Source organism: Pseudarthrobacter siccitolerans (assembly GCF_030823375.1).
GTDB lineage: Bacteria > Actinomycetota > Actinomycetes > Actinomycetales > Micrococcaceae > Arthrobacter > Arthrobacter siccitolerans_A.
The window spans coordinates 2,496,888-2,510,257 of the sequence record NZ_JAUSXB010000001.1 but is presented as its reverse complement, the minus strand read 5'-3'; the positions used below and the strand labels follow the sequence as shown (position 1 = coordinate 2,510,257).

The window sequence follows — 13,370 nt, the reverse complement described above, 5'->3', positions numbered from 1 at the left end:
TCGTTCCGAAAGATAGCTGTTGACCAGAATGGGGGTGCCCATAGAATTGAGGCAGCATCACTAATCGGAACGTTCGTGCCGGAGGGGGAGATTCGATGAAGGCATCCTTTTCGAACCATCTTGCCGCCGAAGCCCGGTCCCGCCGCGCTATCCTGCGCCTGACGCAGCAGGATCTCGCCCAGCTGGCCGGGGTGTCGGAGCGCTTCGTGCGGTTCGTTGAACAAGGCAAACAGAGCGTCCAGCTCGACTCACTCCTGGCGCTTTTGGATACTCTCGGTCTGGACCTCCAGCTGACTACGCGGACAGGCGCCTCTGCCCGGCAAGGCACGATGACGGCGAGCCCCGAGGAAGCCCGGCCGTGAGGCACCGCATTGCCGATATCTACAAGGCGGGCGTGCTCGCCGCGCGGCTCGAGCGGCACGACGGCGGTACCAGGTTCAGCTATATGCCGGGCTATCTCACCTCCGGTGGTCCCGCCGTCGCCACTTCCCTGCCGCTCACCAGCCAACCAGTCCTCTCCGGCGCCGGGGCCGCCCCGCCGTATTTCACCGGTCTGCTGCCGGAGGGCCGCCGGCTCAACGCCCTGCGACGTTCCATCAAGACCAGCGCGGACGATGACCTGTCCCTCCTGATTGCAGCCGGCGGCAATCCTGTCGGAGACGTTCAGATCGTCGGGCATGGCGAACCCCTGAACAGGGATGAGCACGCGGTCCAGCTGGATCCGCAGCAGGCCTTGGACTTTGACCAGCTGCTCGGTGATCCGGACCTCATTGATCCTGTAGCCCTCGCCGGGGTACAGGATAAGTTGTCCGCGGGAATGATTTCGCTGCCGGTGGCCAATGCCGGCCGGCAGTTCATCCTGAAGCTAAATGCGCCCGAGTTCCCGCACGTCGTCGAGAACGAGCTGGTGATGTTCCGTTACGCCGCCAAGCTTCGGATCCCGCTCAGCCGCGTTCAGCTGATCCGGGATATTGCCGGCCGGCCGGGGCTGCTGGTGGAGCGTTTTGACCGTGTGCCAGAGCCGGGGACAGAACCAGGATCAGGGCTGCGGGACCTTCGGCGCCTTGCCGTTGAGGACGGCGCGCAGGTGCTGAAGCTCTATCCTGCCGACAAGTACAACGTGGGGTACGGCCAGGTGTGCCACGCGCTCGCGGACCACTGCTCCGCGCCGCTTCCGGCGCTCCGGAACCTGGCGATCCAGGCAGCGTACGCCTGGCTGACAGGTAACGGAGACCTGCACGCGAAGAACGTATCGATGGTGCAGCAGTCACACGGGGAGTGGACCATCGCCCCGGTGTACGACATCCCTTCCACCGTGGTTTACGGAGATAAGACCCTTGCCTTGACCATAAACGGAAAGCGGACGGGGATTTCGCGCCGCCAGTTCCTGGGTTGGGCCTCCGAGCTGGGACTCGCGGACCGCGCGGCCGCCCAGGTGGCGGAGATCGCGCTCAAGGCGTCGGGACCGTTGATTGCGGACCTCGAGTCGGGGACGGCTTTTCGTGGCTTGGGCGGAGCCGGGACAAAGCGCAATGACGACGGCGGATCGCCGTTTCCTGACTTGGTCACCAGGGCGTGGGTCAAGGAGTTGAAGCACCGCCGCAGGCTGATGGAAGGGTGAGCACGGGCGTGGCTTAGCCGCCCTGATACCACCGCAGTACGCGCAGAGCGCGGAGGGTGTTCCACCGGCTTGGTTGTCCGTCGCCGTCCTCCATTGCGAAGTGGACGCTCCCGGGGTGGGTGTTTTCCAGCAGCCACCTGCCGTCCGGCTGCTGGTTGGATGTCACTACTTCGATGCCCTCCTCCAGCCGCTGGTCCGGGTTGCCGCCGGCGGCCCGGAAGTAGTCGAGCCCGCGGAGGACGTCGTAGAACCAGCGTGTCGGGTAGGAGAACTTCAGCCAGTCCCTGCTGATCAGCCCGCCGGTGGACTTCTGCCGCAGCAACCCGCGCTCCAGCAGGTACTCCTCTCCCCGGTGCCGGGCTTTGCGGGATCCCGGCGTTCCCCCTGTGGCCCTCTCATATTCAAGAAGGCCCTCTAAAACGCAGATGGTGGTGTGGAAGGAGGAACGGGTGGAGCCTCTCTCGGCCTCACAGTTCCAGCCGCCATCGTCGAGTTGTTCGCGGATCAACCGCTCAACTACTTGGTCCGCGTTCTCTCCGAAGTGGGCTCCGAGTGCCACGACCATGCCATTGATGCACGGTTCCACTTCGCCCTGGAAGAAGGGCTGGTTACCTTCTTCCCAACGGCTGTTGCTGCGGACCAGCTTTACCGCATGCCTCGCTTCGCGGCTGTTGGGGTTCAGGCCGAAGTCCCGCAGGAGCAGCAGGGTGTAGGTGGTCGCCGTCCAAGGCTGGCCGGGGCCGTCGTCGTTCGCCGGCCAGTAAGTGCCGCCTGCCCATTGACCGTCCATCCCCTGCAGTGCGAGCAGCCTGGCGCCCCAGCCTTCGGTGGCGACGCGGTCCCGCTCGGCCTGAACCTCCCCAGGCGAAGCATTCGTCAGGTAGCGCAGGACCTGCCAGCGGATGGCAGGGTCACCGTCGAGCAGCCAATCGAGGACATCCATTGGCATCAAGGGCTCAAAGGTGCTGGATGCCTGCCCGTTGCATGGCGTCCTTATAGATTTCCACGTTCTTGGCCAGCAGCTCTTCCTGTTTGGCTTCGGAGACAGCAAAGGCCCGGCCCCCGAGGGCCGTGGCCTTGTAAACCTTGATGCCGCTGTTCTTCAGCGACGAATGGTAGGTCTTCTCGAACAGGGTGAGGAAGGTGGAGGCGTCCGTGCCGTGGGCGATGATGGCTGAAACCCGGGAGTTGATCTTGAGGAACTGGCGGAAGGGCCGCAGGCCATCAGTTTTTTCCTGCACGCTCAGCGCCGAGGGCATCCCCGGATCACGGACCCAGGGGTACGCGTTCCAAGGCATAACGTAGCGGGAATCGAGCTCAGCGAGCTCGTAAATCTGGGTGGCGCGGCGGGCCGCTTCGTCATCGTTGTAGTGCGAGACGAAGCCGGATTCGGTGCCTTTTCCGGGGCTGACCTGCAGGCTGACGATCCGGCATTCATCCTCGTCGTGCACCGGGTCGATGTAGGGAACGGTGGAGCCCGGCTTCTTTTCCATCAGTTCGTCGCAAAGCTGGGTTACCTTCGCGATGTTCGGTTCCTGTAGCAGGGCTTTCTTTTCGTCCCAGTCAATCGTCACGATTTCTCCCTCAGCAGCAAGGCGTCCAGAATCAGGCGTCTTAGGCCACTCTACGCTTCCGGCCTAGAGGGTGGGCAGGGGAAGTGTTGTCTCCCTTCTGCTGCGGAGGTTGTGCTCACACCGGTAATCGCGTCTTATGGGCGCGTTTGAGCGCTTTCATCCGGTGCCGTAATCTCCGTCGACGGCGGGAGGCCGGCTTAGCAGCCGCAGGCAAGGGAGCCCCGGGCAGGGGCGGGGCGGTTGATCGGTAAGTGTGCCCGGTGGGAGTTTGGAGTTCCACCGTGTGCCGTTGCCCTGGCCAGGTTACCGGCTTTGCGGCCCAGCCTGGTGTTTCTTTAGTGTGGTTGCAGGCTTCGCAGAGGCCTTGGCCGTTGACACTGGTGGTCTGTCCGTCGTCATGCCAAGGGATGACGTGGTCCAGGTGGCGGATCGGCGCGTCGCAGTACGGGGTGCGGCAGGTGTCATCCCGTACCTGAATAAACCGGCGGAGCCCAGGCGGGAAGAGCCGGGCCTTGGAGTCCATCGCGACGAGTTCCCCATTGGTTGGTGCTGTGTATAGCCGGCGAAGCCAGACGTTGAACCCGGCACTGTACGCATCGCCAACAGGCCCGGAACCACGTGCTCCCGTCTCCGGACCTTTTGGTCCGATGGCGGCGACGCCAGATCCTCCACCGGCCAGCAGTTCTCCTGTGAATGCTTTCCTGGCCCATTCACCTGGAACGGTGCCGTAGCCGGTGAGGCGGGTGGGTTCGCTGTCGCCTTGGAAGAGGGTCCGGTCGGTCATGACGAGCTGGAGGTCGATGCCGGTGTAGCCGCCCGGGGTGCCGGTGATGCGTTCGATCAGTTCGTCGGCCATGATGGCGCCCTTGGACCGCTCATCGCCGGAAGATTTGAGGGCGTCTGCGTGCCGGGTGAGGGCTGCGTAGGCGGCGACGCCCTGCGCGACCGGGACCAGCGCGGTCAGGTAGGCCATGGTTTCCGGTGCCGGGCGCAGGCTGACGGTCCGTTCCGCCACGGCATGGGAAGCCCGTTTCGCGAAGGATTGGGGGTCGCGCCGGTAGGCGGCGGTGCGGACGGCGGCGGTGATGGCCCGGTCCCCGCAGCCGGTCAGGGTGCCGGTGTCCGCGGCGATTTCTTCGTCCACCGCGGCCCGGTCTTCGGCGGACAGGCAGGCGGTTTCCTTCACGATCAGGATGGCCCGCCACTCGCTCAGCTGCCCGCTCTGAAGTGCCGCGAACGCGTGGGGCATCTCGGTGACCAGGGCTTTCCCCAGGCCCAGCAGCCTGCCGCCGCGTGCCGGGGACTCTCGCCGGGCCAGGGCGATTTGCGCGCCTACCCCGGCGCCTACCCCGGCGCCGAGTTCAGCGGCCGGGATACCGGCCGCTGACTGTTCCCGCCGCACCTCAAGGTCATAGGCAACGGCAATCCGGGCCTGTTTCGCGGCGACCGCGGACTTCACGTCCTCGAATTCCCGCATCTGATCAATCTTTCCGGCTCCGTCGTCAGCGACAGGAACAGCAGCCAGCAATGCAAGGACATCAGCAACAGAAGGCACAGCACGCTTCACCACCGGGACCGCCCCTGCCGATAACTGATCCGCTTCCATAAACAAAGTCTTCCAGCAGGCCCAGCCATAGGCACGAACCCTCGCGCCCTATGTGGATAACCAGCCGCTGTGAATAAAGCAGCAACCGCCCCGGGCCCATGCTGTTCAATGTAGGGATGCAGTTCACCAGGAAGGGCCTGAAAGATGAAGGCTTTGCGGGCTTTAGGTCCGGCAAAGACCTCGATGCCACGCGGGTCCCGCAGGGAACGGGCATCTTCGCTGTCCTGAGGCCGGACGGGTTCCAGCCGGACTTCCTGAAGAAGAGCACCGCAGGTGTATTTAAGAAGAAGGATCCGTCGCTGCAGGAGCCGGAGCTTGCAGCCGCGTGGGTGGAGGCCGCCGTCGTCCTTTATCTGGGCAAGGCCGGTCCAGGCAGCAAAGGCAACCGCGGCCTGAGGAGGCAGATCCAGGAGTTCCTGGACTTCGGGCAAGGTAAACCGCCGGGGCACTGGGATGGGCGCCTGGTCTGGCAACTCAAGGACGCCGGGCAGTTATTAATTGCCTGGATGGAACTGCCCCCCGAAGCCCTCAGCAAAGCCGAAGCGGAGTACCACACAGCCTTTATCGAGGAGTACGGGAAACTGCCGTTCGCGAACCTGGTGCGCGCGCGGGTGAAGAACTAACCAGGCCCGTCAGGCCCCGCGCAGCCGTTCCATCTCGCGCCGGTCTTTCTTAGTGGGCCGTCCCGCGCCGCGGTCGCGCTGCGGCAGGCCCAGTGCGGGGGCTGCCGGACGCGGCGGTGTGTGGTCGGTGAAGCAGTGGGAAGCGGCCTCCGCGCCCACGCGCTTGTTGATCAGCCGGCGCACCTCAAGGATCCGTTCGTAACCGGACATCCGGACGGTGACGCTGTCCCCGTTGACGAGCGTGGCAGAAGCCTTGGCCGGGCTTCCGTTCAGCCGGACGTGCCCTGCACGGCAGGCGGCGGTTGCCGCCGAGCGGGTCTTGTATGCGCGGATGGCCCACAGCCACGCATCAATTCGGACGCTGGCGGGGGAGGAAGGAAGGCTGGTCATGGCTGGCACCGAGTATAGCCCCGGCAGCGGGACTCCTCCGAGCAGTCGCCATCTGAACCGGCCCGGGCCTAGAACCGCCCCGGGCCTATTCCACCCTGACGCTGACCCGCTGCACCACATTGTTGCCCAGCCCCTGGTAGTTCCAGTTCTGCTCCAGGGGCTGGGTGGCGCCACTGGCATCGGTGGCACGGCACGTGAGCTCATGTTCGCCCGGATCCGCCACCCATGGCAGTGTCCATTTCCGCCACGCGAAGCCGCCGGCAGATTCTTCCAGCTGCGCGGGCAGCCACGTGCCGTCAATCCCTACTTCAACAGCAGTAATGGCCCCGTGCCCGGACCAGGCCCTGCCCTGCAGCATCACGGGACCGCGCGGCATCACCCGGTTCCGCGTAAAGAAGTCCGGCATGCCCGGCGGAACCATCAGCGAACGTACCCTGATCCGTGAAACCGGTGTGCCGGCGTCGTCTGCTGAATCCTGGTAGCGGTACGCGACCTGCTGCTGGTAGCCGCCAAAAGGCGCGGTGACCACTTCGATGGATTCCAGCCACTTCACGCTCGTCATGCCGTACCAGCCCGGCACCACCAGCCGGAGAGGGTATCCGTGCTGGGGCGGCAGTTCGCTGCCGTTCATTTTGTAAGCAAGTACGATGTCGGCACGCATCGCCTCACGGATCGGCAGGCTCCGAGCGTACCGCTGGGTGACGCCGCCCTGGATCCCGGCATCAGCGCCGGTGAACACCACTTCCACTGCGTGCGGAAGGATCCCCGCCTTCCCGAGGAGATAGGCGAGCGGAACCCCGGTCCAGGCAGCCGTGCCCACTCCTTCAAGCACCCACGGTTGGCTCAGTGGCCGCGGCTTCAGGAGCGAGCGGCCGTTGCCCGCGCACTCCAGCGTCACCGGCACCGTAATGGCGGGGTCCCTGCGCAGCGCCGGCATGCTCAGTTCGAGGGCACGCTCCACCGCGCCGTTGACCCGCAGGTGCCAGGCCCCGTTGTCGATAAACGGGATGTCGAAATGGGTGAGCACGTAGTGGAGGCCCGGCGGAGTGATATCACGGCGAAGGGCTTCCAGGGGCATGGAGTGGTTGCGGGCGCCCAGTTGGAGTTCCTCCGGAGTGAGCGGTCCGGTGGTTGGTCCGGCTGCGGGGCCGGCGGGGGCAGACACCTGCTGTTTCGGGGCCGTAGCGGGAAGGGTGGACTGTGGATTTGGCTGGATTTGGGTCATGGCGCTGCGATTCTGCTGGCACTCGGATTCCTGCGGCTTCGGGTGCTGCCCGGGGCAGCGCCCGTTGCATCAGGTTTACGCCCACGCCGCCGGCCCGTCAACGCCCGCGTCAACGCCCGCCGGCCAAACCTGCAGCCGCTACAGCTGCGGCCGCTTCAGGAACTCGGACAGGCTCAGGGGGTCCTGCCCCGTCAGCCCGTGGATGTCCGGGGAGATCCCGGCCATCTCCCCGGCGGCCATGGCGGTGTAGGTACTCACCCACGCGTCCACCTGCCAGGGCGGCGCACCATACGAGGCCCGGGATGCGTACGCTTCCTCCGTGGTTTCCGGGTGGTAGGTGATGGTCCGCCCGGTTCCTGCGGTGAGGATCCGGGCAGCCTCAGCCATGGTGAGTTCCTCCGGGCCCGTGAGGTTGTAGGTCTTGCCCTTGTGGATTGCTGGATCCCGCACCACTGCTACGGCACAGCGTGCGATGTCCTCGCGCGCCACTGCGGAAAATACGCCCTCCCCGGCGGGCCCGCGGATCACGCCGTCTTCGCCGCAAAGGAGCGGCAGGAAGTCCAGGTAGAAGTTGTTTCGCAGCAAGGTGTAGTCCATGCCGGAATCCTGGATGCGCTGCTCCGTGGCGTAATGGTCCCGGGCCAGCGTGAAGGTGGCGTCCGGGGCCGCACCGTAGAAGGACGTGTAAACGACATGCTGCACCCCCGCGTCGGCCGCGGCGTCCACAAAGGCGTAATGCTGCTGCACCCGGTCCTCCGTTTCGGCGGCGGACACCATGAACAGCACCCTCACCCCCTCCAAGGCCTGCCGCGCAGCAGCGGAGTCCGCGTAACTGCACACTACGGGCCTGGCGTTCTCCAGCTCCGGCGCGCGGCCGGCGTCTCGGACCAGCAGGCGCTGGGCGGAACCGGCCGCGGCGAGCTGCCGTGCCACCATTCCGCCCAGGCCGCCGGTTGAACCGGTGACAGCGAGGTCCGCCAGGTCCATGGCGTCAGTCACCCAGGAATCCTAGGCTTCACGCCCGGCCGGGGACTTGGTCTGCGCAGGGTCCCGCTCGGCCAGGGACCCGATGGCGTCGTCGATCTTCTTCAGGACGTCCGGTTCCAGTGTCACCCCTGCGGCCTCAACGCTGTCGGCGATCTGCTCGGGCCGGGACGCGCCGATGATTGCAGAGGCCACGTTGGGGTTCTGCAGCACCCAGGCGACGGCGAGCTGGGGCATGGAGAGCCCGGCTTCCTCCGCGACGGGCTTCAGTTCCTGCACGCCGGCCAGGACGTCGTCGCGCATCCAGCGCTGGATCATCTTGGCGCCGCCCTTCTCGTCCGTGGCTCGGCTGCCTTCGGGAGCCGGCTGGCCGGGCAGGTACTTGCCGCTGAGGACGCCTTGGGCCATGGGGGACCAGACGATCTGCGAGACGCCCAGCTCCTCGGACGCCGGCACAACCTCTGCTTCGATGACGCGCCACAGCATGGAGTACTGCGGCTGGTTGGAAATGAGCTGGAAGCCGAGTTCCTTGGACAACGCGTGGCCCTCGCGCAGCTGCTCCGCGGTCCACTCGCTGACGCCGATGTACAGCGCCTTGCCCTGCCGGACGATGTCAGCGAACGCCTGCATGGTCTCTTCCAGCGGCGTTTCGAAGTCGTAGCGGTGGGCCTGGTAGAGGTCCACATAATCCGTCTGGAGCCTCCGCAGCGAGCCGTTGATGGACTCCATGATGTGCTTGCGGGACAGGCCCAGATCGTTTTTGCCCTTGGGGCCGGTGGGGCCGAAGACCTTGGTGAAGATCTCCAGGGACTCGCGGCGCTCGCCCTTCAGGGCTTCGCCGAGGACAGTTTCGGCCGCGGTGTTGGCGTAAACGTCCGCCGTGTCGAACGTGCTGATGCCGGCATCGAGGGCGGCCCGCACGCACTGGGAGGCGACGTCGTTCTCCACCTGGGAGCCGTGGGTGAGCCAGTTGCCGAAAGTGATTTCTGAGACTTTGAAGCCGCTGTTTCCGAGGTATCTGAATTCCATGGGTTTCACGCTAACCCAGATGGTTGCTCAGGGTAAGGGCTGTTTGCCGTTGGTGGCCCTGCCCTTGAGCACCTGTACCGGGCCGGACAGGGAAACAAGTGATCCCGTATCCAGCGGCGACAGCGGCTGGGGAAGTTCCTGCTTCTTAAACGACCGTGCGACGTGTGCGTGACGGGGGTCATCGAGTTTCGACTCTACGAGTGGCGCGATTTCGACCACCTTCTCGGCAGGAACATGCGGGTCCGGCAGGTCCCGCACGGAAAGCTTGATTTCGGGGGCGGCGGCACGTGCCCGCGCCATGGCCCGCGCGTCCGCCTCTGCAACGGCTGATGCCCAATCCTCAGCAAGGACAGGGGGCTCGCGGCGCGCGGCCGCCAGGGCGGGATGGTGCACGACGGCGGTGCGCAGCGTCTTGCGCAGGCGAGCCGGCTTCAGCGCGGCCCGCCAGTCGCGGGGCGGGCGGCCGGGTGCCGCGGATGCCGGGGACCCGTCGTCGGACGTTGCCGTGGCCTGCCTGCCAGAGCGGAAGGGGGGATGGTTTCCCCTGCGGAAGCGCCTCCCGAACAAGGCCATCAGGGTGACGGCGGTAAGCCGCCCGATCCCCGCGAGGACGAGGGTGATGACGCCCAGCAGGAAGAGGACCAGGAACATCAGGAATGCCATGCCCACGGTGCCCAAAAAGGTCAGGTTGAGGATGAGCGTATCCGGATGTTCCACGTCATCTCTCCTCTCTGCCGTCAGCGAAGCCCGCACCGGCACCACGGGGCCAGGGCAACAACTCCTTCTCCACCATACGGATTTTTACCGCGCGGCGCCGCCGGACCCCCGGCGCCGCCCAGGGTTGTTTCAAAGCTGTTATCCGATATGACAAGGGCCTCGGGCCTATAGTCGAACTGGCATGCCGGGCCCGCGCGGTGCGGCCGGGAGAAGAAGGCAGGAGCGCCGATGGCCGAGGACCTGGGAAGCAGGAACTGCATGTGCCTGTCCGGTGAGCAGTACCGGAAGTGCTGTGGCAGGTTCCATTCGGGAACGGCAGAAGCAGCCACCGCGGAGCAGGTGATGCGGTCCCGCTACAGCGCATTCGTGCTCCTTGATGAGAGTTACCTGCGGCGGACCTGGCACCCTTCGGAAGCCCCGAAGGACCTGGACCTGGATCCGGAGATCGAGTGGCGGCGCCTGGACATCGTGTCCACCGACCGCGGGGGTCCGCTGGATGTCCAGGGCACGGTGGAGTTCAAGGCCTACTACCGGCACGGCGGTGACCGCGGCGTCCTGCACGAGGTGAGCTGCTTTGTGCGGGAAAACGGCCGCTGGTTCTACCTGGACGGAAAGATCCTGGCCTGACTACTCGTCGTCGTAATCTTCCCGCGGGGTGAAGCCCGCTTTGTCCACCTTGCGGTGGAACCGCATGCCGGCAAGTCCGCCGAGTACGGCCCCCACCAGCGCCACCAGGGCGACCACCACGGCGGCGACGATACTCATGGTGTTGAGCTGGCCTTCGTTGATGGGGATCCGCGGGAAGCTGTTGAGGTTGGCCAGCACGTTGAACTGCTGCCCGGCCACGAGCCCCAGGATGGAAACGAGGACCGCAACGATCAGCGCCCAGATCCATACCATCAGTCCCTGCTTGACTCCGTTGAACCGCGCCATGCGTCCTGCCACGTAACCGCCGCAGTAGTAGGAGAGGAACAGGATGACCAGCAGCACAATGATGCCCACCAGGCCAACGGTGCCGCTGTTCGAGGCCGCCTGGTTTACCGCCTCATTGACGTCCGTATTGGTGGCCAGGCCTACAGCTGTCCCAGCCGCGGCCACGAGGGCCGTCAGGAGCACGGCCATGCCGGTGGCAGTCAGCCAACCAAAGAACGCCGAGCCCACCTTGATACCGCCGAACTGCTCCTTTTCGCGGGCCACGGCGGTCTGCCTGTCCGTCAGATTCGGATCAACGGCCGGCGCCGCAGCCGCGGGGACGTAGTCCCGCTCGGCGTACGCGGCCGTAGCCCGCTCGTTCCGGGCCGCCGGTACCTGTTCGTAGGTGGACGTAGTTCCCGCGTCGGTGGCCGGCACCTGGTCAAAGGTTCGCGTCGAATCGTCGCCGGCCGGGGCGGCGCGGTAGCTTCCGTTGCCGTCAGTATCCTCGCGGGCTCGGCGCGGAGGCAGGTTCTCGGGGTTTGTTGCGCTGCTCATGGCTCCACTCAACCATCGCTTCACAGAGATAGCAAGGATGCTTACTATTTTGTGACCCGTGAATCAGCGGTAGTTGCGGTGCAGGTTTTCCCGCTGGGACGGGCCAGGGGAGGCGTCGGCGATCCAGGGCCCGGTGCCTTCAGACTGGTCCAACACCCCGGCCTCCAGCCAGGTGTAATCTCCGGCGAGGACCTTGCGGGTGAGCCGGTGGTCGGCGTCGTCCGTGTTCCGCCACAGCTGGTCAAAGTACTCCTCCACGCGCACCCGTGCCTGCTCGCAGTAGGCCTCGGCAAGCTCGTAGGCGCTCGCGGCCTTTTCAGGGGCGGTATGGAGCAGCATCTCTGCCCGCGAGCAGCAGGCGGTCATGGCGAACAGTTCCGCGCCGATGTCCACCACGCGGCCAAGGAATGCCTGCTTGCGTTCCAGCTTGGCCTGCCAGCGGCCCATGCCATAGAACGTCTGCCGGGCCAGCCGGCGAGACGAGCGCTCAACGAAGCGCAGGTGCTTGGCCAGCCGCCCGAACTCACCGTAGGAGCGCGGGTCCATGCCCGCCCCGGCCACCAGTTTGGGCAGCCAGCGGGCGTAGAAGCCGGAAGCGCCGACGGCGGCCTTCGCCTTATCGGACAGGCTCGCGTTCAGGGATGCCAGGTCTCCCGCGGCGGCCAGGTGGGCGTCCACGGCTTCCCGGGCAATGAGCAGCCGCATGATTTCCGATGAACCCTCAAAGATCCTGTTGATGCGGAGATCCCTCAGCTGTTGCTCGGCAGGCACCGCGCGTTCACCGCGCGCGGCCAGCGACTCGGCCGTCTCGAAGCCCCGTCCGCCGCGGATCTGCACCAGTTCGTCGGCGATCCGGCAGCTGATCTCCGTGGCCCAGAGTTTGGCGAGGGCGGCTTCAATCCGCACGTCCTTCTGGCCGGCGTCGGCCAGTTCGGCGGAGAGCTCGAAGACCGCGTCCAGGGCAAAGGCGGACGCGGCAATGAAGGCGATCTTCTTGCCCACGGCCTCGTGCTCGCCCACGGGCCGGCCCCACTGGGTCCTGGCGTTCGACCACTCCCGTGCGATCTTCAGGCTCCAGCGGCCGGACGCCACGCAGAGGGCCGGGATGGATAGCCTGCCCGTGTTCAGGGTGGTGAGGGCGATCTTGAGGCCCTGGCCCTCCCGGCCCAGCCGGTTCGCTGCGGGGACGCGCACCTGGTGGAAGCGGGTCACCCCGTTCTCGATGCCGCGCAGGCCCATAAAGGCGTTCCTGTTTTCCACGGTGATGCCCGGCGAATCCATGTCTACCACGAAGGCGCTGATGCCGCCCTTGTGCCTGGTGCCGTCCCCGTCGGTGTGGGCCGGCACTACAGCCATCACCACCACCAACTCGGCAATGACGCCGTTGGTGGTCCACAGCTTGACGCCGTCCAGGAGGTACGCCCCGCCGTCGTCCGTTGGCATTGCAGTACTGCCCATCCGGGCGGGATCGCTTCCCACGTCAGGTTCGGTGAGGAGGAATGCGGTGACGGCGCCGGCCGCGCAGCGCGGCAGGAACTCCTGCTTCTGCCCTGCAGTGCCGAAGACTTTGACGGGTTCGGGCACCCCGATGGACTGGTGCGCGGATAGGAGGGCGCCGAGGCTTGGGTGGACGCTGCCCAGCAGGGCCAGTGCCCGGCCGTAGTACACCAGCGACAGGCCCAGCCCGCCATATTCGGCCGGAATCTTCATGCCGAAAACGCCCAGATCCGCCAAGCCTTTGAGGTATTCGTCAGGGATCCGGGCGTCGCGCTCGATGATCCGGCCGTCCATGGTGCCGGCGTATTCCGTCAGGCGGTCCATAAAGGCCTCGCCCCGTTCCACGTCTGCGGGGTCGGGGGTGGGCCAGGGGTGGACCAGGCTGAGGTCGAAACTGCCGAGGTAGAGGCCCTTGGCGAAGCTGGGACGGTCCCAGCCGGACTCCCGGGCAGCCTCCGCGACGGCGCGTGCCTCATCCGCGGAGACGCCGGCGCCGATTTTGCCGGCCGGTACCGGGGTGTCCTCTGTGGGGGCGTCCGCTGCCGGGCTGGTGGTGGTTTTTGAGGGGCTGTCAGTGGCGGAGCTCATGGGTTATCTCCTTGGCCGGATGGCTTTCGTAGCCATAGGATCCGCC

At 66.0% G+C, this 13,370-nt stretch carries 14 protein-coding genes; 4 read left to right on the top strand and 10 right to left on the bottom strand.

Annotation, left to right across the window (positions count from 1 at the left end; translation table 11 throughout):
• Positions 1-95: 95 nt before the first annotated feature.
• Together QFZ36_RS11700 and QFZ36_RS11695 are read left to right on the top strand one after the other, a co-directional pair.
• Positions 96-362, top strand: coding sequence for a type II toxin-antitoxin system Y4mF family antitoxin (locus tag QFZ36_RS11700; protein ID WP_306636607.1), 267 nt, complete (start codon positions 96-98; stop codon positions 360-362).
• Complete coding sequence (locus tag QFZ36_RS11695; protein WP_306636606.1) at positions 359-1,621, top strand: type II toxin-antitoxin system HipA family toxin; 1,263 nt, start codon at positions 359-361, stop codon at positions 1,619-1,621. The genes QFZ36_RS11700 and QFZ36_RS11695 overlap by 4 nt, the downstream gene beginning before the upstream one ends.
• A gap of 13 nt (positions 1,622-1,634) precedes the next feature.
• Here QFZ36_RS11695 and QFZ36_RS11690 read toward each other — a convergent pair whose 3' ends face one another.
• The 3 genes from QFZ36_RS11690 to QFZ36_RS11680 all read right to left on the bottom strand — a co-directional run bounded on the left by QFZ36_RS11690 (position 1,635) and on the right by QFZ36_RS11680 (position 4,801).
• Positions 1,635-2,564 (bottom strand): hypothetical protein, encoded by a 930-nt coding sequence (locus tag QFZ36_RS11690; protein WP_306639191.1) that lies wholly within the window; start codon positions 2,562-2,564, stop codon positions 1,635-1,637.
• A gap of 13 nt (positions 2,565-2,577) precedes the next feature.
• Complete coding sequence (locus tag QFZ36_RS11685; RefSeq protein ID WP_306636604.1) at positions 2,578-3,195, bottom strand: uracil-DNA glycosylase; 618 nt, start codon at positions 3,193-3,195, stop codon at positions 2,578-2,580.
• Positions 3,196-3,310: 115 nt separating this feature from the next.
• Positions 3,311-4,801: an HNH endonuclease gene (locus tag QFZ36_RS11680; RefSeq protein WP_373427040.1), complete on the bottom strand. Its 1,491-nt coding sequence runs from the start codon at positions 4,799-4,801 to the stop codon at positions 3,311-3,313.
• 116 nt (positions 4,802-4,917) lie between these two features.
• Between QFZ36_RS11680 and QFZ36_RS11675 the strand changes: the two genes are divergently transcribed.
• A complete protein-coding gene (locus QFZ36_RS11675; RefSeq protein ID WP_306636603.1) occupies positions 4,918-5,424 on the top strand; it encodes a hypothetical protein in 507 nt (168 codons plus the stop codon).
• 9 nt (positions 5,425-5,433) lie between these two features.
• Here the strand turns inward: QFZ36_RS11675 and QFZ36_RS11670 are convergent, their stop codons facing one another.
• From QFZ36_RS11670 to QFZ36_RS11650, 5 genes are all read right to left on the bottom strand, one after another.
• Positions 5,434-5,814, bottom strand: a complete 381-nt coding sequence (locus QFZ36_RS11670; RefSeq protein WP_306636601.1) for an RNA-binding S4 domain-containing protein — start codon at positions 5,812-5,814, stop codon at positions 5,434-5,436.
• 85 nt (positions 5,815-5,899) lie between these two features.
• The gene (locus QFZ36_RS11665) at positions 5,900-7,039 is read right to left on the bottom strand and encodes a sulfite oxidase (RefSeq protein ID WP_306636599.1); all 1,140 of its coding nucleotides are present in this window, start codon (positions 7,037-7,039) and stop codon (positions 5,900-5,902) included.
• Between the two features lie 138 nt (positions 7,040-7,177).
• Positions 7,178-8,026 carry an SDR family oxidoreductase gene (locus tag QFZ36_RS11660; protein WP_306639187.1) on the bottom strand — a complete coding sequence of 283 codons (849 nt, stop codon included), beginning with the start codon at positions 8,024-8,026 and terminating at the stop codon, positions 7,178-7,180.
• A 21-nt stretch (positions 8,027-8,047) separates the two neighbouring features.
• Entirely contained in the window at positions 8,048-9,052 is a 1,005-nt protein-coding gene (locus QFZ36_RS11655) for an aldo/keto reductase family protein (RefSeq protein ID WP_306636598.1), read from the bottom strand.
• A 27-nt stretch (positions 9,053-9,079) separates the two neighbouring features.
• The gene (locus QFZ36_RS11650; RefSeq protein ID WP_306636596.1) at positions 9,080-9,769 is read right to left on the bottom strand and encodes a hypothetical protein; all 690 of its coding nucleotides are present in this window, start codon (positions 9,767-9,769) and stop codon (positions 9,080-9,082) included.
• Positions 9,770-9,997: 228 nt separating this feature from the next.
• On the opposite strand from QFZ36_RS11650, the gene QFZ36_RS11645 reads away from it, so the two are divergent.
• On the top strand, positions 9,998-10,396 hold the full coding sequence (locus tag QFZ36_RS11645; RefSeq protein WP_306636594.1) for a YchJ family protein: 399 nt from the start codon (positions 9,998-10,000) through the stop codon (positions 10,394-10,396).
• On the opposite strand, the gene QFZ36_RS11640 is transcribed toward QFZ36_RS11645, so the two are convergent.
• Both QFZ36_RS11640 and QFZ36_RS11635 read right to left on the bottom strand, forming a co-directional pair.
• Positions 10,397-11,239: a YrzE family protein gene (locus QFZ36_RS11640; protein WP_306636593.1), complete on the bottom strand. Its 843-nt coding sequence runs from the start codon at positions 11,237-11,239 to the stop codon at positions 10,397-10,399.
• A 63-nt stretch (positions 11,240-11,302) separates the two neighbouring features.
• On the bottom strand, positions 11,303-13,324 hold the full coding sequence (locus tag QFZ36_RS11635) for an acyl-CoA dehydrogenase family protein (protein WP_306636592.1): 2,022 nt from the start codon (positions 13,322-13,324) through the stop codon (positions 11,303-11,305).
• Positions 13,325-13,370: the final 46 nt, after the last annotated feature.

Bases quoted from the DNA above. Each gene is read 5' to 3' on its own strand.
- QFZ36_RS11635 (WP_306636592.1), bottom strand. From the start codon at position 13,324: ATGAGCTCCGCCACTGACAGCCCCTCAAAAACCACCACCAGCCCGGCA.
- QFZ36_RS11640 (WP_306636593.1), bottom strand. From the start codon at position 11,239: ATGAGCAGCGCAACAAACCCCGAGAACCTGCCTCCGCGCCGAGCCCGC.
- QFZ36_RS11700 (WP_306636607.1), top strand. From the start codon at position 96: ATGAAGGCATCCTTTTCGAACCATCTTGCCGCCGAAGCCCGGTCCCGC.
- QFZ36_RS11680 (WP_373427040.1), bottom strand. From the start codon at position 4,801: ATGGAAGCGGATCAGTTATCGGCAGGGGCGGTCCCGGTGGTGAAGCGT.
- QFZ36_RS11675 (WP_306636603.1), top strand. From the start codon at position 4,918: ATGCAGTTCACCAGGAAGGGCCTGAAAGATGAAGGCTTTGCGGGCTTT.
- QFZ36_RS11670 (WP_306636601.1), bottom strand. From the start codon at position 5,814: ATGACCAGCCTTCCTTCCTCCCCCGCCAGCGTCCGAATTGATGCGTGG.
- QFZ36_RS11690 (WP_306639191.1), bottom strand. From the start codon at position 2,564: ATGGATGTCCTCGATTGGCTGCTCGACGGTGACCCTGCCATCCGCTGG.
- QFZ36_RS11660 (WP_306639187.1), bottom strand. From the start codon at position 8,026: ATGGACCTGGCGGACCTCGCTGTCACCGGTTCAACCGGCGGCCTGGGC.
- QFZ36_RS11655 (WP_306636598.1), bottom strand. From the start codon at position 9,052: ATGGAATTCAGATACCTCGGAAACAGCGGCTTCAAAGTCTCAGAAATC.
- QFZ36_RS11665 (WP_306636599.1), bottom strand. From the start codon at position 7,039: ATGACCCAAATCCAGCCAAATCCACAGTCCACCCTTCCCGCTACGGCC.
- QFZ36_RS11645 (WP_306636594.1), top strand. From the start codon at position 9,998: ATGGCCGAGGACCTGGGAAGCAGGAACTGCATGTGCCTGTCCGGTGAG.